General features: G+C 66.8%; 30 protein-coding genes. 14 read left to right on the forward strand and 16 right to left on the reverse strand.

Annotated features, from left to right (window positions below; all coding sequences use genetic code 11):
• Positions 1-33 precede the first annotated feature (33 nt).
• From G8O29_RS01560 to G8O29_RS01620, 13 genes are all read right to left on the reverse strand, one after another.
• Positions 34-228, reverse strand: a complete 195-nt coding sequence (locus tag G8O29_RS01560; RefSeq protein ID WP_166401466.1) for a hypothetical protein — start codon at positions 226-228, stop codon at positions 34-36.
• A gap of 3 nt (positions 229-231) precedes the next feature.
• Entirely contained in the window at positions 232-1011 is a 780-nt protein-coding gene (locus tag G8O29_RS01565) for a succinate dehydrogenase iron-sulfur subunit (protein ID WP_166401467.1), read from the reverse strand.
• A gap of 3 nt (positions 1012-1014) precedes the next feature.
• A complete protein-coding gene (locus G8O29_RS01570; protein ID WP_166401468.1) occupies positions 1015-1308 on the reverse strand; it encodes a hypothetical protein in 294 nt (97 codons plus the stop codon).
• Positions 1309-1312: 4 nt separating this feature from the next.
• Complete coding sequence (locus tag G8O29_RS01575) at positions 1313-1663, reverse strand: hypothetical protein (protein ID WP_166401469.1); 351 nt, start codon at positions 1661-1663, stop codon at positions 1313-1315.
• A complete protein-coding gene (locus G8O29_RS01580) occupies positions 1660-2409 on the reverse strand; it encodes a hypothetical protein (protein ID WP_166401470.1) in 750 nt (249 codons plus the stop codon). The genes G8O29_RS01575 and G8O29_RS01580 overlap by 4 nt, the downstream gene beginning before the upstream one ends.
• Positions 2406-3080, reverse strand: a complete 675-nt coding sequence (locus G8O29_RS01585; RefSeq protein WP_166401471.1) for a class I SAM-dependent methyltransferase — start codon at positions 3078-3080, stop codon at positions 2406-2408. Before G8O29_RS01585 ends, G8O29_RS01580 begins: the two co-directional genes overlap by 4 nt.
• The gene (gene sdhA / locus G8O29_RS01590) at positions 3080-4882 is read right to left on the reverse strand and encodes a succinate dehydrogenase flavoprotein subunit (RefSeq protein ID WP_166401472.1); all 1803 of its coding nucleotides are present in this window, start codon (positions 4880-4882) and stop codon (positions 3080-3082) included. Before sdhA ends, G8O29_RS01585 begins: the two co-directional genes overlap by 1 nt.
• Before the next feature lie 10 nt (positions 4883-4892).
• Positions 4893-5264 (reverse strand): succinate dehydrogenase, hydrophobic membrane anchor protein, encoded by a 372-nt coding sequence (gene sdhD / locus G8O29_RS01595; RefSeq protein WP_166401473.1) that lies wholly within the window; start codon positions 5262-5264, stop codon positions 4893-4895.
• 11 nt (positions 5265-5275) lie between these two features.
• A complete protein-coding gene (gene sdhC / locus G8O29_RS01600; RefSeq protein WP_166401474.1) occupies positions 5276-5662 on the reverse strand; it encodes a succinate dehydrogenase, cytochrome b556 subunit in 387 nt (128 codons plus the stop codon).
• A 210-nt stretch (positions 5663-5872) separates the two neighbouring features.
• Positions 5873-6895, reverse strand: a complete 1023-nt coding sequence (locus tag G8O29_RS01605) for a MaoC family dehydratase (protein WP_166401475.1) — start codon at positions 6893-6895, stop codon at positions 5873-5875.
• The gene (locus G8O29_RS01610) at positions 6892-7095 is read right to left on the reverse strand and encodes a DUF1737 domain-containing protein (RefSeq protein WP_166401476.1); all 204 of its coding nucleotides are present in this window, start codon (positions 7093-7095) and stop codon (positions 6892-6894) included. Before G8O29_RS01610 ends, G8O29_RS01605 begins: the two co-directional genes overlap by 4 nt.
• 95 nt (positions 7096-7190) lie before the next feature.
• Positions 7191-7760: an NnrU family protein gene (locus G8O29_RS01615; protein WP_166401477.1), complete on the reverse strand. Its 570-nt coding sequence runs from the start codon at positions 7758-7760 to the stop codon at positions 7191-7193.
• A gap of 36 nt (positions 7761-7796) precedes the next feature.
• A complete protein-coding gene (locus G8O29_RS01620; protein WP_207623605.1) occupies positions 7797-8654 on the reverse strand; it encodes an HpcH/HpaI aldolase/citrate lyase family protein in 858 nt (285 codons plus the stop codon).
• A gap of 181 nt (positions 8655-8835) precedes the next feature.
• On the opposite strand from G8O29_RS01620, the gene G8O29_RS01625 reads away from it, so the two are divergent.
• A complete protein-coding gene (locus tag G8O29_RS01625) occupies positions 8836-9147 on the forward strand; it encodes a hypothetical protein (protein ID WP_166401479.1) in 312 nt (103 codons plus the stop codon).
• On the opposite strand, the gene G8O29_RS01630 is transcribed toward G8O29_RS01625, so the two are convergent.
• On the reverse strand, positions 9099-9455 hold the full coding sequence (locus G8O29_RS01630) for an Ada metal-binding domain-containing protein (protein ID WP_367890114.1): 357 nt from the start codon (positions 9453-9455) through the stop codon (positions 9099-9101). The genes G8O29_RS01625 and G8O29_RS01630 overlap by 49 nt on opposite strands.
• A 50-nt stretch (positions 9456-9505) precedes the next feature.
• Positions 9506-10255, reverse strand: coding sequence for a sulfite exporter TauE/SafE family protein (locus G8O29_RS01635; RefSeq protein ID WP_166401481.1), 750 nt, complete (start codon positions 10253-10255; stop codon positions 9506-9508).
• 154 nt (positions 10256-10409) lie between these two features.
• Between G8O29_RS01635 and mdh the strand changes: the two genes are divergently transcribed.
• The 4 genes from mdh to G8O29_RS01655 all read left to right on the forward strand — a co-directional run bounded on the left by mdh (position 10410) and on the right by G8O29_RS01655 (position 14161).
• Positions 10410-11372 (forward strand): malate dehydrogenase, encoded by a 963-nt coding sequence (gene mdh, locus G8O29_RS01640; protein WP_166401482.1) that lies wholly within the window; start codon positions 10410-10412, stop codon positions 11370-11372.
• A 721-nt stretch (positions 11373-12093) separates the two neighbouring features.
• Positions 12094-12264 carry a hypothetical protein gene (locus G8O29_RS01645; RefSeq protein WP_166401646.1) on the forward strand — a complete coding sequence of 57 codons (171 nt, stop codon included), beginning with the start codon at positions 12094-12096 and terminating at the stop codon, positions 12262-12264.
• 107 nt (positions 12265-12371) lie between these two features.
• The gene (locus G8O29_RS01650) at positions 12372-12908 is read left to right on the forward strand and encodes a class I SAM-dependent methyltransferase (RefSeq protein WP_242678836.1); all 537 of its coding nucleotides are present in this window, start codon (positions 12372-12374) and stop codon (positions 12906-12908) included.
• A 65-nt stretch (positions 12909-12973) separates the two neighbouring features.
• On the forward strand, positions 12974-14161 hold the full coding sequence (locus tag G8O29_RS01655) for a hypothetical protein (protein ID WP_166401483.1): 1188 nt from the start codon (positions 12974-12976) through the stop codon (positions 14159-14161).
• A gap of 58 nt (positions 14162-14219) precedes the next feature.
• Here the strand turns inward: G8O29_RS01655 and G8O29_RS01660 are convergent, their stop codons facing one another.
• Positions 14220-15545: an aminotransferase family protein gene (locus G8O29_RS01660; protein WP_166401484.1), complete on the reverse strand. Its 1326-nt coding sequence runs from the start codon at positions 15543-15545 to the stop codon at positions 14220-14222.
• 265 nt (positions 15546-15810) lie between these two features.
• Between G8O29_RS01660 and sucC the strand changes: the two genes are divergently transcribed.
• The 9 genes from sucC (at position 15811) to lpdA (ending at position 26172) form a co-directional block, all read left to right on the forward strand.
• Entirely contained in the window at positions 15811-17004 is a 1194-nt protein-coding gene (gene sucC / locus G8O29_RS01665) for an ADP-forming succinate--CoA ligase subunit beta (protein WP_166401485.1), read from the forward strand.
• Between the two features lie 5 nt (positions 17005-17009).
• Entirely contained in the window at positions 17010-17894 is an 885-nt protein-coding gene (gene sucD, locus G8O29_RS01670) for a succinate--CoA ligase subunit alpha (RefSeq protein WP_166401486.1), read from the forward strand.
• A gap of 2 nt (positions 17895-17896) precedes the next feature.
• Positions 17897-19066: a glycosyltransferase family 2 protein gene (locus G8O29_RS01675; RefSeq protein ID WP_166401487.1), complete on the forward strand. Its 1170-nt coding sequence runs from the start codon at positions 17897-17899 to the stop codon at positions 19064-19066.
• 8 nt (positions 19067-19074) lie between these two features.
• Positions 19075-22047, forward strand: a complete 2973-nt coding sequence (locus tag G8O29_RS01680; protein WP_166401488.1) for a 2-oxoglutarate dehydrogenase E1 component — start codon at positions 19075-19077, stop codon at positions 22045-22047.
• 16 nt (positions 22048-22063) lie between these two features.
• Positions 22064-23281: a 2-oxoglutarate dehydrogenase complex dihydrolipoyllysine-residue succinyltransferase gene (gene odhB / locus G8O29_RS01685; protein ID WP_242678837.1), complete on the forward strand. Its 1218-nt coding sequence runs from the start codon at positions 22064-22066 to the stop codon at positions 23279-23281.
• A 1-nt stretch (position 23282) separates the two neighbouring features.
• The gene (locus G8O29_RS01690) at positions 23283-23867 is read left to right on the forward strand and encodes a hypothetical protein (RefSeq protein WP_166401489.1); all 585 of its coding nucleotides are present in this window, start codon (positions 23283-23285) and stop codon (positions 23865-23867) included.
• Positions 23868-23895: 28 nt separating this feature from the next.
• The gene (locus G8O29_RS01695) at positions 23896-24306 is read left to right on the forward strand and encodes an MAPEG family protein (RefSeq protein WP_166401490.1); all 411 of its coding nucleotides are present in this window, start codon (positions 23896-23898) and stop codon (positions 24304-24306) included.
• Entirely contained in the window at positions 24303-24698 is a 396-nt protein-coding gene (locus G8O29_RS01700) for an MAPEG family protein (protein WP_166401491.1), read from the forward strand. The genes G8O29_RS01695 and G8O29_RS01700 overlap by 4 nt, the downstream gene beginning before the upstream one ends.
• 85 nt (positions 24699-24783) lie before the next feature.
• Positions 24784-26172, forward strand: coding sequence for a dihydrolipoyl dehydrogenase (gene lpdA, locus G8O29_RS01705; protein ID WP_166401492.1), 1389 nt, complete (start codon positions 24784-24786; stop codon positions 26170-26172).
• The last annotated feature ends 52 nt before the right edge of the window (positions 26173-26224 follow it).

The following is a 26224-nucleotide window of genomic DNA, read 5'->3' on the forward strand; positions in this document are numbered from 1 at the left end:
CGTCACCTCTTGCAGGGAAAGTGGAAACCAGTCCTACCGCCGCGCCCGCAGACACTCCCTCGGCTCTGCCCCCAGCGCCTCGGCCCCGCAGACCGCGCAGCGCCAGAAGTCCGGCGCCACGCGCCGGTCCAGCCGCCAGCGGCAGTCGCGCGTCAGCGTCGTCGTCCGCCACTGGTGCCAGAGGAACAGGTAAACCCCGACCCCCAGAACCAGCAGCAGGATCGGCAAGGGCTACACCACCCGCTCGACCATCATCTTCTTGATCTCGGCGATCGCCTTCGCCGGGTTCAGCCCCTTGGGACAGGTCTTGGCGCAGTTCATGATCGTGTGGCAGCGATACAGCTTGAACGGATCCTCCAGCGCGTCCAGCCGTTCCCCCGTCGCCTCGTCCCGTGAGTCAATGATCCAGCGATAGGCATGCAAGAGCGCCGCCGGCCCCAGATAGCGGTCCGAGTTCCACCAGTAGCTCGGGCAGGAGGTCGAGCACGACGCGCACATCACGCATTCGTAGAGGCCATCCAGCTTCTGCCGGTCCTCGATCGACTGCCGCCACTCCTTGGCCGGGCGGTTGGTCTTCGTTTCCAGCCAGGGCATGATGCTGGCGTGCTGGGCGTAGAAATGCGTCAGGTCCGGGATCAGGTCCTTGATGACCGCCATATGCGGCAGCGGGTAGATCTTCACGTCCCCCTTGATCTCATCGAGGCCGTAGATGCAGGCCAGGGTGTTGATCCCGTCGATGTTCATCGCGCAGGATCCGCAGATGCCTTCCCGGCAGGACCGCCGGAAGGTCAGCGTCGGGTCGATCTCGGTCTTGATCTTGATCAGCGCGTCCAGAACCATCGGGCCGCAGGTGTCCATATCGACGAAATAGGTATCGACCCGCGGGTTTTCGCCGTCGTCCGGGTTCCAGCGGTAGATCTGGAACTTGCGCAGGTTCTTCGCGCCTTCCGGCTTGGGCCATGTCTTCCCGGTACGGATCTTCGAATTCTTCGGCAGGGTAAGCTGGACCATGGATCAACCTTTCCAGTCTGGTCTTGCATAAAGGGGTCGGCTCGGCGGTTCACCCGCCTTGGCCATCACGCAGCTCTCGTAGACGGCAGCGGGGTCGCGGCCAAGCAGGAAGTCGGAACTGACATTCACCTCCAGCCCCGCCGTCGCCCGGCCCGCGGAGGTGGCACCGACCGAGACCTCGCCCCGCGGCTGCTGGGCCAGGCGGGCGCGTTCGAAACACTGCCGTTCGGCCTCGGCCAGCGGGATCGGACCGCAGGCGGTCAGGGAAAGCAGGGCGGCGGGCAACAGTCGTTTCATCGCATCACCGGATCGGAGGAACGCCATTGGCGGCATAGCAGGCCTGCGCCGCCGGGCGAAGCGCGATCGTCCTGATCGTGGCCTTGGTCGAGGTGCCGGCCTCCACCCCCACGTCGCGGGCCAGCAGGCGCAATTCGTCCTCGCTGGCGGCATCCAGGATGCATTTCGTCGCCCTCCGCGCCGGTTCCGCCGGCATGTCGATGTTCACCACCGGGAACACCACCGTATGCGCCGTGCGCTTCAGCGTGTCCTGCACCAGTTCCGCCGGGTCGCAGGCGGCAAGGGAGAGAAGGGCTGCGGCGCCGACAACAAACGCAAGGTGCCGATGCCCGGAATTCATGATTGCGAATCTCATTCCGATATCCTCGGGGGTGGAGCTCCGCGTCCGGGAACCTTGAAGGCATAAGTCCATATTTCCTCGGCGACATGCGCGGGGTTTCGCATCGTGAATGTCCTGTGAATAGACGCCCGACCATATCTGCCCGTCCCTATCCAATCGCGCTGACGCGGCAGGCAGACAGGTGTTATCCCCTGCTCATGACACCAGCGCGCCAGCCGCACGTCAACGAACTTCCGGCTGTCGCGCATGTAGGAATAGGGCGGGGCATCGGCGCCAAGGATGATCGCACACCCTGTTCCCAGCTGGTCAACGACGACAGCGCTTTCAAGCATCTGATCCAGAGAAAACACGCGGCGATAGCCCGCGATCCTGCGACGCGAAAAACGCAACAGGCGCAATGGCTGCCGGATAGACGGCTTCACATAGATCGAACCATGATAGCCACCAAGCCACCGGCCTGGACCCAGCGCGTGAAAGCGATCAACCGTCGTCGCCACAAAGTCGTTTGTGGGATAGATGTCGTCATCGACATAGAAGACGATGTCGTCCGGTGTCGGCTCGACATAGAACTTGCCCACATCCATCGTGTTCTCGTCCGGGATCACCGGATGGACATTGGCGAATGCGGCAAGCTCGGCCGGAATCTCCGTGTATTCGTTCAGCACCACGTTCATCCGATCGACCTGCGGCGCAAGGGCACGGACGACGTCCAGCATTCCATCCCGTCGTGGCGGATAGGTGGCCAGGTTGGCAACGATCACGACCTGCCCTCCTTCGGCTCCGGCCGGGTCCGGCCGAAGAGCTTGAAATGCGCGAACGAAGTCTGCCGCGGGTCGCTGCCCCGTCGCATCGGATAGGGTTGCTCATAGCTGCGCAGCAGGCCGAACTCCGGCGCGTGGGCGGCCACCCAGTCGGAATAGCGCCGGTGGCGCACATGCCGGGCCTTGCTGGGCATGGCATCATCCGAAATGTAGATCAGGACCAGGCGCGTCGCCGCCGCGAACAGCCGCTGCATGTAATCCTCGAACACCTCGTCCTCGGTCAGGTGGTAGATCACATCCAGCGACAGCGCGAGATCGGCCTGACGCGGCGCGGCCCTGAACTCCTCCAGCGTCATGAAGGACCAGTCGGGGCGGTCCCGGAACCGTAGCGCGCAGGCGGCGACCGCGGTCGGGCTCACGTCAACGCCCAGATAGCGCGGGCAGCGCAACAGGGAACACTGGTTGCCATCGCCGCTGCCGAACTCGACGACCGAACGCACGTCAAGCTCCTCGACAAGACCATTGATCACCTGCGCCTTGTGTTCCGCAAGACGTCCGTAGGATCCCGCTCCCGAAGTGCCACCCTGATTGTATCGCGCGCGCCAATAGTCTTCCGACCGGAATTCCGCTCCGTCATCCTTCGATCCCAACAGACGCCGGAGCAGGCGCATCAGAACTTCCTTTCCGCCGGGGCGATCTTGGCCAGGGGGATGCCGCCCTCGGCCTCGCTGGTCAGAGGGTCCCCGTGCACCGGGCGGTAGTCAAGCACCACCTTGTTGCCATCCACCCAGGCCAGCGAATGTTTGCGCCAGTTGACATCGTCACGGGCCGGATAGTCCTCGTGCGCATGGGCGCCGCGGCTTTCGGTCCGGGCATGCGCCGCGTAGATCGTGGCCAGCGCGTTCGGCATCAGGTTGGTCAGCTCCAGCGTCTCCATCAGGTCGCTGTTCCAGATCAGGCTGCGGTCCGTGACATGCAGGTCGTCCATCTTGCCCGCGATCGCCGTCATCTTCTTCTCGCCCGCCGCCAGGGTCTCCTCGGCCCGGAACACCGCCGCATCGGCCTGCATCGTGCGCTGCATCTCCAGCCGCAGCTCGGCCGTCGGCACCGCCCCGTTCGCATGGCGCAGCGCGTCGAACCGGGCCAGGGCCTTGTCCACCTCGGCCTTGTTCGTTGCCGGAACGCTGGCGGAACGGTCCACCACCTGCCCCGCCCGGATCGCCGCCGCCCGACCGAACACCACCAGGTCGATCAGGGAATTCGACCCCAGCCGGTTCGCGCCATGCACGGATGCACAGCCCGCCTCGCCCACTGCCATCAGGCCCGGGAACACCGCATCCGGGTTGTCCTTCGTGGGGTTCAGCACCTCGCCCCAATAGTTCGTGGGGATGCCGCCCATGTTGTAATGCACCGTGGGCAGCACCGGGATCGGCTCCTTGTGCAGGTCCACGCCCGCGAAGATGCGCGCGCTCTCGGTGATCCCCGGCAGGCGCAGTTCCAGCGATTCCTTCGGCAGGTGCGACAGGTTCAGGTGGATATGGTCCTTGTTCGGCCCCACCCCCCGACCTTCCCGGATCTCGATCGTCATGCAACGCGACACATAATCCCGCGGCGCCAGGTCCTTGTAATGCGGCGCATAGCGTTCCATGAACCGCTCGCCCTCGCTGTTGGTCAGATAGCCGCCCTCGCCGCGCGCGCCTTCGGTGATGAGGCACCCCGAGCCGTAAATCCCCGTCGGGTGGAACTGCACGAACTCCATGTCCTGCAAGGGCAGCCCCGCCCGCGCCACCATCCCGCCGCCATCCCCGGTGCAGGTATGCGCCGAGGTCGCGCTGAAATAGGCCCGGCCGTAGCCGCCGGTCGCCAGCACCACCATCTTCGCGTTGAAGACATGGATCGTGCCGTCATCCAGCTTCCACGCGACGACGCCGGTGCAGGCCCCATCGGTGATGATGAGGTCGATGGCGAAATACTCGATGTAGAACTCCGCGTTGTTCTTCAGGCTCTGCCCGTACAGAGTATGCAAGATCGCATGCCCCGTCCGGTCCGCCGCCGCGCAGGTCCGCTGCACCGGAGGCCCGTTGCCGAACTCGGTCGTGTGCCCGCCGAAGGGACGCTGATAGATCTTGCCCTCTTCGGTGCGGCTGAAGGGCACCCCGTAATGCTCCAGCTCGTAAACCGCCTTCGGGGCCTCGCGCGCCAGATACTCCATCGCGTCCGTGTCACCCAGCCAGTCCGACCCCTTCACGGTGTCGTACATGTGCCACTGCCAGTGGTCCGGCCCCATGTTGCCAAGGCTCGCCGCAATCCCCCCCTGCGCCGCCACCGTATGGCTGCGGGTCGGGAACACCTTCGTTACGCAGGCTGTGCGCAGCCCCTGCTCGGCCATGCCCAGGGTCGCGCGCAGACCGGCCCCGCCGGCCCCCACCACGACCACGTCATATTCATGCGTCTCATACGGATAGGCGGTCATCATCAGATCCTTACAGAGCCATGCGGGCCAGGGCGAACAGCCCCGTCGCGGCGATCACCCAGGCAAGACAGGTCACGAAGATGATCAGCATCTTCCGCGCCGAGCCCCTGGCATAATCCTCGATCATCGTGGTCGCCCCCATGGCGAAATGCCGCATCCCCACGACCAGCAGCAGCGCCGTCAGGATCGCCGGGAACGGGCTGCCGAAGGTGGCGACCACCGCCTCCCGGCTTTGGCCCAGCGCGCGCCCGAAGACATACAGCCAGACCGGCACCAGGAAGGCGAGGCCGACCGAAGAGACCGTCATCGACCAGTGATGTTCGGTCCCGTAATGGGCAGCACCCCGGCCCTCGGCCCGCTTGCGGGGGGTGATATAGCGCATGGCGGCCTCCCTCACTGCACCAGAAGAATTGTGATCACAGTCAGCACGACCGACCCGATGATGCAGGCCCAGCCCAGCTTTTCCGCCGTCGGAATGTCGAGACCCCGGCCCGCATCATAGTAAAGATGCCGCAGCCCGGCCAGGTAATGGTACCACACCGCCCACAAGGACCCGCTGAACACCAGATCGCCGAACCAGCTCGTCGCCACCGCGTTCGCCACCGCGAAATAGCTGTCCGATGTAGCTGCCGCCAGCAGCCACCAGACCCCCAGCACCACGCCCGCGATCAGCGCGTGCCCGGTGATCCGCGTCAGGATCGAGGTCAGCATCGGCACTTGCCAGCGATAGATCTGCAAATGCGGCGACAAAGGGCGGGCGGCCTGCTTCACGTCTGCCATGGTCGGTCCTCACGTCTGGCGGCGCGGCCCCCCCCGGGGCAGCACCTGGCTATCAATCACTCTTCTGAATAGCGCGGATTTCGCCCGTGTCACGCAGCGAATGCCGCGATTGCAGCATGTTGCCGCTAGCGGAGCACGATTTCTGCGCTTTGTGATCACGCCTAGAAAATCCGTGATCACAGGAAACGCCGCGCGCCGCCGCTCCGCGACTCAGCGCGGCACCAGCGCCCAGTAGTCCAGGTCCAGCAGCACTTCGGGCAGATACTTGCCCTCCGGCCCCCGCAAGGCTCCCGCCGCACCCTTCGTCGCCACCAGCCGCAGCCGCAAGGCCCCAACCGAGGGCACCGGGGTCTCGGCCTTGTCCAGCACCTCCGACCAGGCCCGCACCGTATCCCCGGCAAAACAGGGGTTCGCATGGGCGCCTGCGTTCAGCGCCACGATCATCTGCGCATTGGCCAGCCCGTTGAACGACAAGGCCCGCGCCAGGCTGATCACATGCCCGCCATAGATCAGCCGCCGCCCGTCCTCGCGCTGGCCCACGTCGAAATGCACCTTCGAGGTGTTCTGCCACAGCCGCGTCGCCAGCATGTGCTCGGCTTCCTCGACCGTCACCGCATCGACATGGTCGATGACCTCGCCTACCGCGTAATCCCCCCAGCGATGCGGCTCCCCCGCCAGGTCAAAGTCATAGCGGCTGAAGTCCAGCCCCTCCGGCACCACCAGCGCCCCCGGGTCCACCACCGGCGCCAGCTCCGGCACCGCGACCGGCACCACGACCTCGCGCCGCCGCTTCCGCACCATCACCCAGCGCACGTATTCCAGCACCACGTCCCCGTGCTGGTTCAACCCCTTCGTCCGCACCCAGACGACCCCCGTCGCGCCGCTGGAGGTCTCCTTCAGCCCGATCACCTCGGACTCCGACCGCAGCGTATCCCCGGGCCAGACCGGCTTCAGCCAGCGCCCTTCGGCATAGCCCAGGTTCGCCACCGCGTTCAGCGAAACATCCGGCACCGTCTTGCCGAACACCGTGTGAAACGCCACCAGATCGTCCAGCGGGCTGGCCTTCAGCCCCACCCCCCGCGCGAACTCGTCCGAGGAATACAGGGCCCCCCGCGCCGGATAGAGCGCATGATACAGCGCCCGCTCGCCCTGACCCACCGTTCGGGGCACCGCGTGCCGGATCACCTCGCCCAGCCGGTAATCCTCGAAGAAACGCCCCGGATTGGTCTTCATAGCTCACCCAGCTTCAGTTCGGGGTGATAGTCTCCCGCCACCTCCTTCACCACCGCCTGCCCGCAGCGCATCACGCCGTGGGCCGCATCGAAGGCGTAAGCGGGCGACCCATGCAGCTCCCACCCCTTGTTCAGGGCCGCCGTCACCTTGTGACAGAAGGCCGCCGTGTCATCCGCACTCAGGAACCGATAGAGCTTCATCTTCCCAAAACCTCAGACAATTCGACCAGGATTGTCTTTCATCTGTCCAAAAATATCCCACGGGGGTCCGGGGGTGTGAAACCCCCGGTCCGACCTCAGCCCCAGGGCGCCACACCCAGCCAGTTGTGGATCAGCATCACCGCCCCCATCACCACGACAGCGCCCACGACGGCCCCGATCTCCTTGCCCATCGGCGCAGGCTCCGGCACCGGCCCGCGCGGCTCGGCCCGGTTGATCAGGATCACCTCGACCACCGCCCAGGCCAGCAGCCCGCCGAACAGCACGATCGCCGCCAGATCGCCGTTCACCAGAAGATGCGCCAGCGCCCAGGTCTTCACCGCCGTCAACTGCGGATGCCGGATGACGCGGGTGATCCGCGTCTTCATGCCGCTGGCCGCATACAGATAGAAGGCGAACAGCATCAGCAGGTTGTTCACATGCACCAGGAACCGTGGCGGGTCCCAGACAAAGACGGTCTCCACCGGCTCGATCCCCAGCCAGGCGCTGCCGCGCCAGCCGATGACCATCAGCACCACGCCGGCCAGCACCAGCACCGCGACCAGCCCCTTGCCCGGATCGCCCATCCGCGCCCGAGACGCCGGGGCCACCCGCTTCCACAGATGCGCGCCCCACCACAGCGCCAGTCCCAGAACGATCAGTGTCATTGCTGCCCTCCATCGGTTGCGGGCGCCACACTGCCGTCATTCCGCCGCCGCCGCAATCGATTGCGCCGCGATCGCCTCGGCCCTGGCGATCAGCGCCTCGGCGCTGGCCACATGCAGGTTCTCGACAATCCGCCCGTCCAGCACCGCCACCCCCTCGCCCCGCGCCCGCGCCTCGGCATGGGCCGCGATCATCCGCCGGGCCAGGGCCACCTCCTCCTCGGAGGGCGCAAAGACCTCGTTGGCGATGTCCAGCTGTGCGGGATGGATCAGCGTCTTGCCGTCGAACCCCATGTCGCGGCCCTGCTCGCATTCCGCCCGCAGGCCCGCCTCGTCCTTGAAGGCGTTGAACACCCCATCGACGATCACCCGCCCTTCCGCCCGCGCCGCCAGCACGCAGGCCCCCAGCGCCGCCAGCAGCGGCAGCCGGTCGGCGCGGTGCCGCGCGCCCAGCTCCTTCGCCAGGTCGTTGGTGCCCATCACCATCCCCTCCAGCCGGGGATGCGCCGCAATCGCGCCCGCGTTCAGGCAGCCCTTCGCCGTCTCCATCATCGCCCAAAGAGGCGCCTGCACCCGACCCGCCACCGCGTCCAGGTCGGCCGGACCATTCACCTTCGGCAGCAGCACCGCATCCACCCCCGGATGGGCGCCGAAGGCCGCCAGATCCCCCTCGACCCAAGGGGTCCCAAGCCCGTTGACCCGCACGATCCGCGCCCGCGCGCCATAGTCGGCCCGCCGCAGGACCGCGTCCAGAAGATCCCGCGCCCGAAGCTTCTCTTCGGGCGCCACCGCGTCCTCCAGATCGAAGATGATCGCATCGGCGGCCAGATCCCGCGCCTTCTCCAGCGCCCGTTCGCGCGCGGCCGGAATATACAGGACAGAGCGATAGGGATGCATCACGACTCACCTCTGCGCAAGATTCTTGCGCTTGAAAGCACGGATCGGACACAAACGGCAAGCCCAAATTTGCCGCAGCGCAGAAAACCCTTGGCGCCGCAGCGCCGGAACGCTCCGTTAACCGCGCGTCAGTCCGACCCCGGCAGCCTTTCAGCAGTCCGAACCCCAGAAAGGCCCGCCCATGACGCAGCAGCTCTTCGCCCTCTCCTTCGGCCTTGCCGCCGTCCTTGCCGCCAGCCAGATCGCCCATTCCGCCCCGCACTGCGACACGCGCGAACGGGTCACTGCCCTGCTTGCCGAACGCTACGGCGAAACCCGCCGCGCCGTCGGGCTGGCCGGTCAGGCCGCCGTGATGGAGCTTTTTGCCGCCGAGGCCACCGGCACCTGGTCGATCACCCTGACCTTGCCGGACGGCCGGATGTGCCTGATGGCCTCTGGCTCTGACTACGAGACGCTGACCGAAGACCTCCCGGCCAGGGGCAACCCCGCCTGAGGCCGGCACCGTTTGCAGGCGCGAAAACCCGCCGCCTCGCACTCCGCAACCGTCGCGCGGAACGCCACGTTCTTCCGCAACGGCGTCCGTGCCGGGCAGGTCATCCGGCAGAAGATCCCGGTCGTCATGACGCAGACGAACGCCTGCCCGGCAAGGCGCCCGTCCCGGGCGGCAAGCAAGGCGTAAAGCACATCGGCATCGGGCAGCATCGGCAAACTCCTGACCGGGCCCCGGCGCATCTCGATTCCCTCCCCCCTCCGTGGGGGAGGGAGAGGGTGGGGGGCGGGCCCTCCCCGGCAGCATTGCATGCCCGACGACCGGACACAGCCCGGCCAGCGCCGATCCCGCAGGATCCGGGTCAGATCAGGCCCAGAACCCCGTCCCGGATCAGCTTCAGCGAGATCAGCAAAAGCGCCCAGGTCACGGCCTGAAAGAACAGCTTTTCCGGCATCCGCCGGACCAGCCGCACGCCCGCCAGCACCGCAACCACCGCCGGTACCGCCAGCACCGCCGCCATCTTCAGATTGCCGGGGTTCAGCTGGCCCAGCGCGTAATAGGGCACCAGCTTCACCGCATTGATGATCGCGAAGGCAATTGTCGAGGTCCCGGCAAACACCGCCTTCGGCATCCCCAAAGGCAGGGTGTAGACCTGATAGGGCGGCGCGCCCGCGTGGCTGACGAAACTCGTGAACCCCGTCACGCCGCCCCAGAACAGGCCCGGCACCACCTCCGCCCGCTTCCGCGCGCCCCCGACCGGACGGCGCAGCAGCAGGTTCAGCGCAAAGGCCAGCCCGATCACGCCCACCAGCAACGTCACCGCCGCCTCCGACACCATCGAGGCCGTCGCCCAGCCGATCCCGATGCCCAGGATCGCCCCCGGCACCACGATCGCCAGCACCCGCCGGTCGAACTCCCGGCGATAGGCGTAAAGCCCGAAGGCGTCCGACACCACGAAGACCGGCAACAGCATCCCCGCCGCGACGATCGGGTTCATCACCAGCGCCATCACCGGCACCGCCAGCATGCCGACGATCGGGATTCCACCCTTGCCCAACCCTACCATCGCCGCCGCAACCACCGCCGCCAGCCAGAACCAGATATCCGCCATGCCGCCCTCCGCTGGCGTTACCGCTAACCCCTCCACCCGGCGACCGAAAGCCGCAAAATTTCGCATACCATTGTATACCGAACCCCATTCCAGTGCTGGACTCACGCCCGATAAGCGGCTACCCAAACCCCGATTCACCCCATAGGAGGCACCCATGGCCAGACCCAAGATCGCCCTCATCGGCGCCGGTCAGATCGGCGGCACGCTTGCGCATCTCGTCGCGCTCAAGGAACTGGGCGATGTCGTCCTGTTCGACATTGCCGAGGGCACGCCGCAGGGCAAGGCGCTCGACATCGCCCAGTCCGGCCCGGTCGAAGGCTTCGACGCCTCCCTCACCGGCACCAATGCCTATGCCGACCTCAAGGGCGCCGATGTCTGCATCGTGACCGCCGGGGTCCCCCGCAAGCCCGGCATGTCGCGTGACGACCTCCTCGGCATCAACCTCAAGGTGATGAAGGCGGTGGGCGAGGGCATCAAGGCCAACTGCCCCGATGCCTTCGTGATCTGCATCACCAACCCGCTTGACGCGATGGTCTGGGCCCTGCGCGAGTTTTCGGGCCTGCCGCACAACAAGGTCGTCGGCATGGCCGGTGTCCTCGACTCTGCCCGCTTCCGCCACTTCCTGTCGCTGGAATTCAACGTCTCGATGAAGGACGTCACCGCCTTCGTCCTTGGCGGCCACGGCGACACGATGGTCCCGTCCGTCCGCTACTCCACCGTCGGCGGCATCCCCCTGCCGGACCTCGTGGCAATGGGCTGGACCACGCAGGCGAAACTCGACGCCATCGTCCAGCGCACCCGTGACGGCGGGGCGGAAATCGTTGGCCTCCTGAAAACCGGTTCGGCCTTCTACGCCCCCGCCGCCTCGGCCGTGGAAATGGCCGAAGCCTACCTCAAGGACCAGAAGCGCCTTCTGCCCTGCGCCGCCCATGTGAAGGGCGCCTACGGGCTCGACGGTCTTTACGTCGGCGTCCCGGTCATCCTCGGCGCGGACGGGGTCGAGCGTGTGGTCGAGGTGAAACTCGACGCCACCGAAAAGGCCATGTTCGACAAGTCCGTCGATGCCGTGAAGGGCCTCGTCGCCGCCTGCAAGGGCATCGATCCCTCGCTTGCCTGATCTGTAGGTCGGACTTCAGACCGGCTCCCAAGGGTGCGCCTCGGCGCGCCCGTTTTCATGCCCGGCATCCTCCGGCATCTCGACCAGCCGCCCCCGGATGCGCCGCGACCGGATCGACCCACCCGACCCGCAGATCCGGCCCTCATCGAAGACTTGCCCCACAGGCCCGGTGCGGCTCCCGATGCCCTCGGAACACCCTGCTGCGCCCTGCCTGCCCTTGCCCTTTCCCAAATACTCCCGCCGGAGGCATCCCTTCGACGCGCCAGGCGCACCAGATGGCCGCCAGGAAGACCCGGACGGCAAATCCCCTCCCCCGGTGGGGAGGGGAAGCTCGCGGAGAGGCCGCAATGCGGGTCCGCTGATGCCCGGTGCAGGGCCCGGTGCGGCGCCCGGCGCCCTCGGAAAACCCTGGCGCGTCGTCCCCGCACTTGCTCTTTTCCCAAATACTCCCGCCGGAGGCATCCTCCCCCGGGGCCCAGGCGCACCCCCTGACCGCCGGAACCAACCGCACGGCAAGGCGCGTCCCCCCCCCCCCGGTGGGGAGGGGAGGGGGGTGGGAGGCGCCCGTCGAAATCCTAACAGCCGGTAAATGCCCTCGCCCAAACCCTTGATTTCCCTAGCCCCATTGACCGCGCCGCGCGCGGCGCGCGACAAGCCCTCTTGCCCCCCACCGCCAAATCCGGCATCCCCAGGGGCCAGACCACCCCCGAAGGGACACCCCATGGACTACTCGAAATCCGGCAACCCCAAGGGCGCCCGCAGCACCCTTCGCGGCCCCGACCACGGCCAGAAAGGCGCGCCCAGGCAGGTCAAACCCCCGCGCGAGACCCAGGAGCAGCTCCTCGCCCGCATGAAGGCCGCCGCCGCCGCGAAGAAGGACCCCAGGGCCTGAGGCTCCCCTCCCCCTACCTCGCCCCCGGCTTCTATGACGAGGCCATCGCAAGGGGCCGCCACCGCGACATCGTCGGCGGCCGCTGGGACGAAACCGCCCGCGTCCAGATGCAGGCCCTCCTCAGCCAGGGCATGACCCCCGACGACCACCTCCTCGACATCGGCTGCGGCTGCCTGCGCCTCGGCCACAAGGCCGTGCCATACCTCAAACCCGGCCACTACTGGGGCACCGACGCCTCCCTCGCCCTGATGCGCCACGGGCGCCTCACCGAACTCCCCGACCCGTCGCGCCTCCCCGAAGACCACCTGATCGAGGACGCCCGTTTCGCCTTCCCCGGCATTCCCGACACGATCACACTGGCCATCGCCTTCGGCGTCTTCACCCACCTCCCCCACACCGCCCTGCAAACCGCGCTCCAGAACCTCCGCCCCTTCCCGAACCTCCGCGCGACCCTCTTCACCACCTTCCTCTCCGACGCCCCCGGCCCGACGCGCCAGCCCGACGGCGTCGTCACCCACCCCGACCGACCGCCCTACCACCTCCCCGAAGCCGCTGTCCGCGACACCATCGCCGCCGCAGGCTTCACCCCGATCCGCCTGCCCACGCTCCTCCCCCGCGGCCAGGTCCTCTGGTCCGCCACCTGAGGGCTTTCCCCACCTTGCGCCCCGCCCCGTGCAGCCCCACACTCCCCCGAAAAGGAGCCCGCCCCATGCGCACCCTCGCCCTCGCCCTCGCCCTCCTCCTCGCCACGCCCGCGACAGCCGAGACACTCAGCCAGGAAATCGCCCGCACCGGCCTTGCCGCGACGGAATCCCGCCTCGCCGCCCTCGCCTCGCCCACCAGAGAGGACCTCTTTGCGCTGGCAGGCCTCCATTTCCTCGGCGGCATCGAACAGGCGCTGCAACTGCGCTGGCAGACCGGCGTCAAGGCCGACTGGTCGGAACTGCCCATCCTCCGCCTGCCGATCCCGGAAAACCCCAACGCCATCCCCTTCCAGGCCGCCGATTTCACCGCGCTGATCCGCAACCTCGACGCCGACATGGAGGCCTCCCGCGCGGCGCTCGAAAGACTCGGCGACAAGCCCTTCGCGCTGGACATCCGCATCTCTGACCTCTGGTTCGACATCAATTCGAACGGCACCCGCGAACCCGGCGAAAGCCTGGCCGAGGTCACCGGCATGGCGCTTGGCGGCGGGCGCGGCATGGGTGTCGCGGTCGAGGACCCCGTCATCACCTTCGACACCGCCGATGCCGCCTGGCTGGCCGCCTATACCCATTTCCTCTCCGGCTTCGCCTCCACCGCGCTCGCCTACGACCCCGAACCCGCGATCCAGCGCGTCATTGACTCGTCGAAGCAGATCTACGCCCTGTGGGGCACCACGCCCCCGAACAACGCGATGGACATGATGTTCGGCCGCCAGGTCGACCGCGCCGCGATGGTTCTGAACGCCCTCTCGAACACCCCGGACAAGGCCCTCGCCCGGGACGCCTACGACCACTTCCTGTCGATGATCCGGGAGAACCGCCGCTTCTGGTCGCTCGTCACGCTGGAAACCGACAACACCGGCGAATGGGTCCCGAACGATGCCCAGACCTCCGGCCTTGGCCTGAGGATGCCCCCCGGCACCGGCGCGCGCTGGCAGGCCGTGCTGGCCGACGCCGAAAAGGCTCTGAAGGGTGAACTTCTGATCCCGCACTGGCGCTTCGGGGCCGAGGCCGGGATCAACCTGAAAAAGGCTTTCGAGAACCCGCCCGCCGTGGACCTGATCACCTGGATCCAGGGCGAGGGCCTGCTGCCCTATGCCGAGAAAGGCCCGCTGATGTCCGGCCAGGCCTGGCGCGACTTCCAGGACATCGTCCAGGGCGATGCGATGCTGTTTGCCGTCTTCCTGAACTGATCGACCGGGCGCCGATTTCCTGCGGAAATCGGACCGGAATTCGCACGAATTCCGGCGCCTAGGCCACCCCGTTCAGCACCGTCTCCAGCGTAGCGACCAGCTTGTCCGCGATCTCGTCCAGCTCGCCATCCGTAGCATTGAACGGCGGCGCCAGGATCACCGTATCCCCCGCCACCCCGTCCGCATTCCCGCCCGAGGGATAGCAGATCAGCCCCCGCCGCAGGCCTTCCGCCCGGATGCGCCCGTTCACCCCCAGGCTTGCCTCGAACGGAGCCTTCGTCGCCGGGTCCGCCACCACTTCCACCCCGATGAAATACCCCCGGCCCCGCACGTCGCCCACCTGCGGCAGATGCCCCAGCCGCGCCCGCAATTCCGCCTGCCAGCGCGGCCCCTTGTCGCGTATGCGCGCAAGAAGCCCCTCTTCCGCCACGATCTTCTGCACCGCCACTCCGGCCGCAAGACAGGCGGTATGCCCGGTATAGGTGTGCCCGGTCAGCGGGCCCCCATGCCCCGCCGCCATCACCTCCGCGATCTCGCGGCTGTAGATTGCAGCCCCCAGCGGCAGGTATCCCCCCGACAGCGACTTCGCCACGGTGATGATGTCCGCCGTGATCCCGTCCTCTTCCGACGCCCGCCAGACCCCGGTCCGGCCCGATCCGCACATCACCTCGTCGCAGATCACCAGCACCCCGTGCCGGCGGCAGACCTCGGCCACCGCCTTCGCGTAACCCTCGGGCGCAGGCAAGGCCCCGCCCGCAGCCCCCACCACCGGCTCGAAGATGAAGCCCGCCACCGTCTCCGGCCCAAGGCGCAGGATCTCTGCCTCCAGCTCGGCCGCCAGATGGGCAACCAGTCCCTCGCGGCTCACCCCCTCGGGCAGCCGGTAGGCATTAGCCGCACTCACCCGCCCGACCACCGGCAAGGCCCCGGCAAAGGCGCGCTGCCGCTCCTCGAACCCCGACAGCGCCGTCGCCATCAGCGTATTGCCGTGCCAGGACCGCTTGCGCGCAATGAACTTCACCCGCGCCGGATCGCCCCGGTCATAATGGTATTGCAGCGCGATCTTCACGGCACTTTCCACCGCCTCGGACCCCGAGGTCGTGTAGACCATCTCCGCCAGCCCGGTAGAGCGGCGCAGCATGTCGCTCATCTCCTCCAGCGGATCGCTAGAGAACAGATAGCGGTAGCCATAGGCCACCTTCTCCATCTGCGCCGCCACCGCCGCGTTCACGCGCGGGTCGCCATGCCCGATGGAAAACACCGCCGGCCCGCCCGAGCCGTCGACGTACTGCCGCCCCTCCACATCCCACAGATAGACCCCGCGGCCGTGGCTGATCTTCGGCAACCGGTCTTGCGTGATGTCGTTGGCGCTTGGGCGTGGCATGTGGGCCTCCATCTCTCGGCCCCAGCCTTCGCAAGCGCCCCGATCCTTGTCAATCTGACCAGAGCCAGGGTGATTCGCGGCCGCTTCTGGCGTTACCGCCACCATGTGATCACAGCTTTCCATCCTGTGATCACGCATTTCAGGCCCGTGATCACATCCATCATTTTCCCGGCATTTCCCCCGCATTACAGGCATTTGCCGTTTGGAACCGGCCCCGACCCGTGCCAGAACGCCGCTGACACTCCAGGCCGAGAAGAGGCGCCCGATGAACATCCACGAATACCAGGCCAAGGACCTTCTGCGCAGCTACGGCATCCCGGTCTCTGACGGCCGCGTCGTCCTGAAGGCCGAAGACGCCAAGACCGCCGCGGGCGAACTGGACGGCCCGCTCTGGGTGGTGAAGGCCCAGATCCACGCGGGCGGCCGCGGCAAGGGCCATTTCAAGGAACCCGAGGCCGGGGAAAAGGGCGGCGTCCGCCTTGCCCGCTCGGTCGGCGAGGCCGCCGAATTCGCCCGTCAGATGCTGGGCCGCACGCTTGTCACCGTCCAGACCGGCCCCGCCGGCAAGCAGGTCAACCGCATTTACATCGAGGACGGCTCGGACATCGAGCGCGAATTCTACCTCGCCCTCCTGATCGACCGTCAGACCAGCCGCATCTCCATCGTCGCCTCGACCGAAGGCGGGATGAGCATCGAGGACGTCGCCCACGACACGCCGGAAAAGATCCACACCTTCACCATCGACCCCGCCACGGGCATCCAGGACTTCCACGGCCGCCGCGTGGCCTTTGCGCTGGGGCTGACCGGAGCGCAGGTCAAGCAATGCGTCCAGATCGTGAAGAAACTCTACCAGCTGTTCCTCGACAAGGACATGGACATGCTGGAGATCAACCCCTTCTGCGTGCTGAAGGACGGCACCCTGCGCCTTCTTGACGCCAAGATGGGCTTTGATGGCAACGCGATCTACCGCCACCCCGACATCGCCGCGCTCCGCGACGAGACCGAGGAGGACCCCAAGGAGCTCGCCGCCTCGAAGTTCGACCTGAACTACATCGCGCTGGATGGCGAGATCGGCTGCATGGTCAACGGCGCGGGCCTCGCGATGGCCACGATGGACATCATCAAGCTTTACGGCGCCGAGCCCGCCAACTTCCTCGACGTCGGCGGTGGCGCGACCAAGGAAAAGGTGACCGAGGCCTTCAAGATCATCACCTCGGACCCGAACGTCAAAGGCATCCTCGTCAACATCTTCGGCGGCATCATGCGCTGCGACATCATCGCCGAGGGCGTGATCGCGGCGGTGAAGGAGGTGGGCCTCACGGTCCCGCTGGTCGTCCGGCTGGAGGGCACCAACGTCGAGCTTGGCAAGAAGATCATCAACGACTCCGGTCTGAACGTCATCGCCGCCGACGACCTGTCGGATGCGGCCCAGAAGATCGTCAAAGCGGTGAAAGGCTGAAGCCCATGTCCGTCCTCGTGAACAAATCCACCCGCGTCATCTGCCAGGGCTTCACCGGCTCGCAGGGCACCTTCCACTCCGAACAGGCCATCGCCTATGGCACACAGATGGTCGGCGGCGTGACCCCCGGCAAGGGCGGCACCGAACACCTCGGCCTGCCCGTCTTCGACAGCGTGCACGAAGCCGTCGCCAGGACCGGGGCCAACGCCACCGCGATCTACGTCCCGCCGCCCTTCGCCGCCGACTCGATCCTCGAGGCCATCGACGCCGAAATCCCGCTGATCGTCTGCATCACCGAAGGCATCCCGGTCCTCGACATGATGAAGGTCAAGCGCGCCCTCATCAACTCGAAGTCCCGCCTGATCGGCCCGAACTGCCCCGGCGTCCTGACCCCCGGCGAATGCAAGATCGGCATCATGCCCGGTTCCATCTTCTCCAAGGGCTCGGTCGGCGTCGTCTCCCGCTCGGGCACGCTCACCTATGAGGCCGTGAAGCAGACCACCGACGTGGGCCTCGGCCAGACCACGGCCGTCGGCATCGGCGGCGACCCGATCAAGGGGACCGAGCACATCGACGTGCTGGAGATGTTCCTCGCCGACCCCGACACCCATTCGATCATCATGATCGGCGAGATCGGCGGCTCGGCGGAAGAAGACGCCGCCCAGTTCCTCGCCGACGAAAGGAAGAAGGGCCGCTGGAAGCCCACCGCCGGTTTCATCGCCGGCCGCACCGCCCCCCCCGGCCGCCGCATGGGCCATGCGGGCGCCATCGTCGCGGGTGGCAAGGGCGACGCGGGGTCCAAGATCGAGGCGATGAAATCCGCCGGGATCGTGGTGGCCGACAGCCCGGCGGGCCTCGGTGAGGCCGTGCTGAAGGCGATCAAGGGCTGACCATGGGCCAGGGCGCAGACATCGGCGCGCGACCGTCCGAACGCCTGACCTGGGCGCTCTGCGTCTCGACCTGCGACCGGCCCGACATGCTGGAACTCTGCGTTCGCCACGCGCTGGGCTCCACCCGGATGCCGTCCGAGATCGTGATCTGCGATGCCAGCGCCGGCTGGGAAGGGCACCACGCCAGGATCGCCCCGTTGGCCGAAGCGGCCGGCGTGCCGCTGCATTACCTTCCCGCGCCGAAGAAATCGCTGCCCGCCCAGCGCAACCACGCGATCGGCGCGGCGCGGGCGGATATCCTGTTCCTGATCGACGACGACGCCTTCCTGCACCCGGACTGCGCCGAGGTGATCATGCAGGTCTACGAAACCGACCGCGACCGGCGGATCGCGGCCGTGTCGGCCTCTGACGGCCCGCTGCCCGAGGCGACGCCTCTTGCCGGGGGCAAGGGCGGCGCGTCCAGGGCGCCCCTGACCGAACGGCTGCTCAGGTCGTCGTTCCTGATGCGGTTCCTCTGGACCGAGGTCCTTCTGATGTCGGCCGAACGCATGTTCATCCCCTATGACGGCACATGGCACAAGCCGACCGAGGAAGAGGTCGCGGCCTATTCCTCCAGCGCCTTGTTCCCGGTCTCCCTGATCTCGGGGTATCGCCTGACTGTCCGCCGTTCAATCGCGCTGGACGAACCCTTCGACGGCGACCTGCTGGCCTATGCCTCTGCCGAGGATCTGGACGCGACCTACCGCTTTTCGCGCCACGGCTGGAACGTGGTGGCGGTCGAGGGCCGGATCTACCATCACGAGGCCCTGCCGGGCCGTCTCAAGCGGCAGCAGTCCTCACGGCTTTCGGTGCTGAACATCGCCTTCTTCCTGCGCAAGCACGCAGGCAGGCCGCTGCGGCGGTCGGTTGACTTCGGCGTGATGGTGGCGCGGCGCCTCCTTGCCGAAGTGCTGAAGGACGGGCTCTCGCGGCGCTGGCTGTTTCCGCAGCTGCGCGGGGTTGCCGCGGCGATCCCGGACAGCATCCGCATCCTGCTCCATGACCGGGCGACGCTTGCCCCCTTCTACGACAGCATCCAGCGCAAGGTGCTGGGCCTGCCGCCCGCTGCGGCCACCCTGACGGCCAGGGCACGATCCGTGCCGCCCCGATCCGATTTCACTCCTCGCGCATGAGGCCCAAGATGACCGACCAGTCCCCCACCGCCGCCTTCACCGCCTCGTCCTTCCTGGACGGGGCCAATGCCGAATATGTCGACCAGCTGGCCGCCCGCCATGCCGCCGACCCGAACTCGGTCGATCCGCAATGGGCCGAATTCTTCCGCGCGCTCGGCGACAGCGAGCTTGACACCAAGCGCGCCGCGCAAGGCCCCTCCTGGGCGCGCGCCGACTGGCCGCCCCAGCCCGCCGACGAGCTGACCGCCGCGCTGACCGGCGAATGGGCCGCGCCCCCGCCCGCGCGTGACGCCAAGGCCGCCGGACAAAAGATCGCCGCCAAGGCTGCCGAGGCCGGTGTCCAGCTGTCCGAGGACCAGATCCAGCGCGCCGTGCTCGATTCCATCCGCGCGCTGATGATCATCCGCGCCTACCGGATTCGCGGCCATCTCGCCGCCGACCTCGACCCGCTGGGGATGCGCGACACCGCCCACCAGCCCGAGCTTGACCCGAAATCCTACGGCTTCTCCGAAGCCGACATGGACCGCCCGATCTTCATCGACAACGTGCTGGGCCTGACCCATGCCTCGATGCGCGAGATCATCGACATCCTCAGGCGCACCTATTGCGGCACCTTCGCGCTGCAATACATGCACATTTCCGACCCCGAACAATCCGCCTGGCTGAAGGAACGGATCGAAGGCTACGGCAAGGAGATCCAGTTCACCCGCGAGGGGCGCAAGGCGATCCTGAACAAGCTGGTCGAGGCCGAAGGCTACGAGAAGTTCCTCCATGTCAAGTACATGGGCACCAAGCGCTTCGGCCTTGACGGGGGCGAGGCGCTGATCCCGGCGATGGAGCAGATCATCAAGCGCGGCGGCGCGCTGGGGGTGAAGGAAATCATCATCGGCATGCCGCACCGCGGGCGTCTGAACATCCTGGCCAACGTGATGCAGAAACCCTACCGGGCGATCTTCCACGAATTCCAGGGCGGCTCCTACAAGCCCGAGGACGTGGATGGCTCGGGCGACGTGAAATACCACCTCGGCGCCTCGTCCGACCGCGAGTTCGACGGCAACAAGGTCCACCTCAGCCTGACCGCGAACCCCTCGCACCTCGAGGCCGTGAACCCCGTGGTCCTTGGCAAGGCGCGGGCCAAACAGGACCAGCTCAACGACACGGCCGAACGCATCGCCGTGCTGCCGATCCTGCTGCATGGCGACGCGGCCTTTGCCGGGCAGGGCGTCGTGGCGGAATGTCTGCAACTGTCCGGCATCAAGGGCCACCGTACGGGCGGCTGCATCCACATCATCGTCAACAACCAGATCGGCTTCACCACGGCGCCGCATTTCAGCCGCACCTCGCCCTATCCGACCGACATCGCGCTGATGGTCGAGGCGCCGATCTTCCACGTCAACGGCGACGACCCCGAGGCCGTGGTCCACGCCGCCAAGGTGGCGACCGAATTCCGCCAGAAGTTCCACAAGGACGTGGTCATCGACATCTTCTGCTACCGCCGCTTCGGTCACAACGAAGGCGACGAGCCGATGTTCACCAACCCGGCGATGTACACCCGCATCCGCAAGCAGAAGACCACGCTTCAGCTTTACACCGAACGTCTGGTGGCCGACGGGCTGATTTCGGCCGGCGAGATCGAGGACATGAAGGCCGCCTTCCAGGCCCGCCTCAACGAGGAGTTCGAGGCCGGCAAGGCCTTCCTGCCGAACAAGGCCGACTGGCTGGACGGGCGCTGGAAGAACCTTCAGACCAAGGACCTGAACACCTACCAGCGCGGCGAGACCTGGATCAAGGCCGAGACCCTGGCCGAGATCGGCGCGGCCCTGACCCGCGTGCCCGAAGGCTTCGATCTGCACAAGACCGTGGCCCGCCAGCTGGAGGCGAAGAAGGAAATGTTCGCCACCGGCAAGGGCTTCGACTGGGCCACAGCCGAAGCGCTGGCCTTCGGTTCGCTGCAACTGGAAGGCTTCCCCGTCCGCCTGTCGGGCCAGGACTGCACCCGCGGCACCTTCTCGCAGCGCCATTCCGGCTGGATCGACCAGACGACCGAGGAACGCCATTATCCCCTGAACCACATCCGCCCCGGCCAGGCGCGGTATGAGGTGATCGATTCGATGCTGTCCGAATATGCCGTCCTCGGCTTCGAATACGGCTATTCGCTCTCCGAACCCAACGCGCTGACCCTGTGGGAGGCCCAGTTCGGCGATTTCGCCAACGGCGCGCAGATCATGTTCGACCAGTTCATCAACTCGGGCGAATCGAAATGGCTGCGGATGTCGGGCCTCGTCGTCCTTCTGCCGCACGGCTTCGAGGGCCAGGGCCCGGAGCATTCCTCCGCCCGGCTCGAACGCTTCCTGCAACTCTCGGCCGAGGACAACTGGATCGTCGCCAACTGCTCGACGCCGGCGAACTACTTCCACATCCTGCGCCGCCAGCTGCATCGGACCTACCGCAAACCGCTGATCCTGATGACGCCCAAGTCGCTCCTGCGCCATCCGATGTGCGTCAGCCGGGCCGAGGATTTCACCGACGGCTCCACCTTCCACCGCGTCCTCTGGGACGATGCGCAGAAGGGAAATTCGAAGCTGAAGCTGAAGGCCGACGACAAGATCCGGCGCGTCATCCTGTGTTCGGGCAAGGTCTACTACGACCTTCTCGCCGAACGCGACGCTCAGGGCCTCGACGACATCTATCTCCTCCGCGTCGAACAGCTTTACCCGGTGCCCAGCATGTCGCTCTCTCAGGAACTTGGCCGCTTCCCGAAGGCCGATTTCGTCTGGTGCCAGGAGGAACCGAAGAACCAGGGCGCCTGGTCCTTCATCGAGCCCGAGATGGAAGCGATCCTCACCAGGGTCCGCGGCAAGCCCACCCGCATGTCCTATGCGGGCCGCAAGGCCAGCGCGTCGCCCGCCACGGGCCTCGCCTCCCGCCACAAGCATGAACAAGAAACCCTCGTCGCCCAGGCCCTTGGCCTGTCCGCCTGAAGACCGGAGAAGACAAATGACTGACGTGATGGTGCCCGCCCTTGGCGAATCCGTGTCCGAGGCCACCGTATCCACCTGGTTCAAGAAACCCGGCGATGCGGTGAAGCAGGACGAAATGCTGTGCGAGCTGGAAACCGACAAGGTCTCGGTCGAGGTCCCGTCGCCCGTCTCCGGCGTCCTGGCCGAGATCCTGGCGCCCGAAGGCACGACCGTGGCGGCAAACGCCCGCCTCGCCATCGTGACCGAGGGTGCCGCCGCGACGACGGCAGCGAAGACCGAAGCACCCGCGCCGAAGGAGGAGCGGAAGGAGGAGCCCGCCGCGAAATCCGTGGAGGACGCCCCCGCCGCGAAGAAGGCGATGGCCGAGGCGGGCCTCACGCCGGATCAGGTGCAGGGCACCGGCCGCGACGGCCGCATCATGAAGGAAGACGTGGCCCGCACCGTCGCGGGCGCCGCCGGCGCGCAAGCTGCCACTGCGGCACCCGCCCCGGCCCCCGCCGCCCTCCCCCGCGCCCCCGTCCCCGCCGACGACGCCGCGCGTGAGGAACGGGTGAAGATGACCCGCCTCCGCGCCACCATCGCCCGGCGGCTCAAGGACGCGCAGAACACCGCCGCGATGCTGACGACCTACAACGAGGTCGACATGTCCGGAATCATGGACCTGCGCAACGCCTACAAGGACGCCTTCGAGAAGAAGCACGGCGTGAAGATGGGATTCATGTCCTTCTTCGTGAAGGCCTGCTGCCACGCCCTGAAAGAGGTGCCCGAGGTCAACGCCGAGATCGACGGCCAGGACATCGTCTACAAGAACTACGTCCACATGGGCGTCGCCGTCGGCACGCCTTCGGGCCTCGTTGTTCCGGTGGTGCGCGACGCCGACCAGATGGGCTTCGCCGCCATCGAGAAGAAGATCGCCGAACTGGGCGCCCGCGCCCGCGACGGGAAACTGTCGATGGCCGAGATGCAGGGCGGCTCCTTCACCATCTCCAACGGCGGCGTCTACGGCAGCCTGATGTCGTCGCCCATCCTCAACCCCCCGCAGTCCGGCATCCTCGGCATGCACAAGATCCAGGACCGCCCGGTGGTGGTGAACGGCCAGATCGTCATCCGCCCGATGATGTATCTGGCGCTCAGCTACGACCACCGGATCGTGGACGGCAAGGGCGCGGTGACCTTCCTCGTGCGGGTGAAGGAGGCGCTGGAGGATCCGCGGCGGCTCTTGATGGACTTGTGAGATGGCGATTTCGCCGGAACGGTATCAGGCTGCAATCAGGGCGAGACAAGGCCTGACGGTTGCAGAGTGTCCCGCTGCAGCGTCCGCGGATATGCGGTCATTGGTTGACGAGGGATGGGACGGTGATTTTGTTGTTCCAAATCAACTATCCTCCCGTTCCCTTAATGGTCCTGTAATTCTGCTGAATAACTGGTATGGCTGGCGCGCGCTGAGGGAGCTGGAGCACCACTCCAAGGTTGCACTCAGACAACTGGGATATCTCGAAGGAATAAAGACCAATACTTGCCTTGATCGCGCGCTGAGCATTCTACGGCTGCGCCGAAGCGAAGTGTACATCACCCAAGCCTGCGTTTTCTTGCCTGCCGAAGTCACGGGAAAGAACATTCCGGATGAGGTGTATCAACTGTCGATAAGCCGGGTATTGCGTTTGGAACTTGCTTCGCGGGTGCCCGTGGCATTGGGGAATTCCGCCCAGCGAGCATGCAGGTTGAATGGAATTCCGTTCGTCGGCGCTGCTCACCCGTCATTCCAAGCGGGTGAACGCCGAGCGCAAGAGATTGCCGACGCAATCAAACAGGTTCTTTAGCAATGGTGTCAGAATGCACCGCGCTCGCATGACCCTCCCCCTCTGGGGCCTCGCCGCCGCCGCCCTCCTCGCCCTGATCCATGTCGGCGCGCAGTCGATGGCGCTCAAGGCCTCGGTGGGCAACCGCTGGACCATCGGCCCGCGCGACACGCCCGCCGCCCCCGGCCCGCTCGCCGCGCGGCTCGACCAGGCCCTGCGCAACGACACCGAAACCGCGACCGCCTTCGTCGCCTACGCCGCCGCCCTTGCGCTGTCGGGCCGCGAGGGGCGCCTGGCGGATGCCGGCATCCTCGCGTGGATCGCCGGGCGGGCGGTCTACCTGCCTGCCTATGCCCTCGCCATTCCCTACGCCCGCACCGCCGCCTGGCTGGTGGCCACCACCGGGATCGCCGCGATGCTGGCAGGCCTTATCCTCGCCCCGACCGGAGCCGCGCTATGACCCCCGAACTCACCGCCCTCGCTCTCGCCGGCCTTCTCCAGGCCGTGCAGTTCCACCTCTTCGCCATCCCCGCGAACCTGGAACTCGGCACCGGCTACACCAGCGGCCCCCGCGACCGCCCGCCCTCCCGCGAACTCTCCACCCTGACCGGCCGCCTGCAACGCGCGATGAACAACCATTTCGAGGGGCTGATCCTCTTCACCCTCGCCGTCGTCGTCGTCACGCTCGGCAACCAGTCCACCCAGGTCACCCAATCCGCCGCCTGGGCCTACCTTGCGGCCCGCATCCTCTACATCCCCGCCTACGCTTTCGGCTGGCGCCCTTGGCGCTCTGTCATCTGGGCGGTAGGCTTCTTCGCAACCCTGACGATGATCCTGGCCAGCCTCATCTGACTGTTTCATCTGTCCGAAAATATCCCACGGGGGTCCGGGGGTGTGAAACCCCCGGTTCCCCGGCCAGACCAAAGGAACCGACCAAATGGCAGATTTCGACACCATCATCATCGGCGCCGGCCCCGGAGGCTATGTCGCCGCGATCCGTGCCGCCCAGCTCGGACAGAAGGTCGCCTGCGTCGAAGGGCGCGAGACGCTGGGCGGCACCTGCCTGAACGTCGGTTGCATCCCGTCCAAGGCGCTCCTGCACGCCACCCACATGCTGCACGAGACGCACGAGAACTTCGAGAAGATGGGGCTGATCGGCGCCGCGCCCAAGGTCGACTGGGCGAAGATGCAGGCCTACAAGGACGATGTCGTCTCCGGCAACACCAAGGGGATCGAGTTCCTGTTCAAGAAGAACAAGGTCACCTGGCTGAAGGGCTGGGGCACCATCCCGGCGCCGGGTCAGGTCAAGGTCGGCGACGACATCCACACCGCAAGGAACATCGTCATCGCCACGGGGTCCGAAGCCTCCTCCCTCCCCGGCGTCGAAATCGACGAACAGACCGTCGTCACCTCCACCGGAGCCCTCACGCTCGCCAAGCCGCCGAAGACCATGGTGGTCATCGGCGCGGGCGTCATCGGGCTGGAGTTGGGCAGCGTCTACGCCCGCCTCGGGACCGAGGTCACCGTGGTCGAATACCTTGACGCCATCACCCCCGGCATGGACGCCGAGATCGCCAAGACCTTCCAGCGCATCCTGACGAAACAGGGCCTGAAATTCGTCCTCGGCGCCGCGGTCCAGTCCGTGACCAAGGGCAAGAAGGGCGCGACCGTGACCTGGAAGCTGAGGAAGGACGACAGCGAGGCCAGCCTCGACGCCGAGATCGTCCTCGTCGCCACCGGCCGCAAACCCTATACCGCAGGCCTCGGGCTCGAGGCGCTGGGGGTCGAGATGGGCCCGCGTGGCACCATCAAGACCGATGCGCACTGGCAGACCAACATCCCCGGCCTCTACGCCATCGGTGACGCCATCGCGGGCCCCATGCTGGCCCATAAGGCGGAAGACGAAGGCATGGCCGTGGCCGAGGTCCTTGCGGGCAAGCACGGCCATGTGAACTATGGCGTGATCCCCGGCGTGATCTACACCACGCCCGAGGTGGCCAACGTCGGCCTCACCGAAGAGCAGCTGAAAGCCGAAGGTCGCGCCTACAAGGTCGGCAAGTTCCCCTTCATGGGCAACGCCCGCGCCAAGGCCGTCTTCCAGGCCGAAGGCTTCGTGAAGCTGATCGCCGACGCCACCACCGACCGCATCCTCGGGGCCCACATCATCGGCCCCGCCGCGGGCGACCTGATCCACGAGATCTGCGTGGCGATGGAATTCGGCGCCTCGGCCCAGGACCTCGCGCTGACCTGCCACGCGCATCCCACCTGGTCCGAAGCCGTCCGCGAAGCCGCGCTCGCCTGCGGCGACGGCGCGATCCACGCCTGACGCCAGGGCTCGTCGTTCGCCTTCGTCTCCTCCTCGCCACCCGCAGCGAGGA

It is taken from the genome of Rhodobacter calidifons, assembly GCF_011174775.1.
Taxonomy (GTDB): domain Bacteria; phylum Pseudomonadota; class Alphaproteobacteria; order Rhodobacterales; family Rhodobacteraceae; genus Tabrizicola; species Tabrizicola calidifons.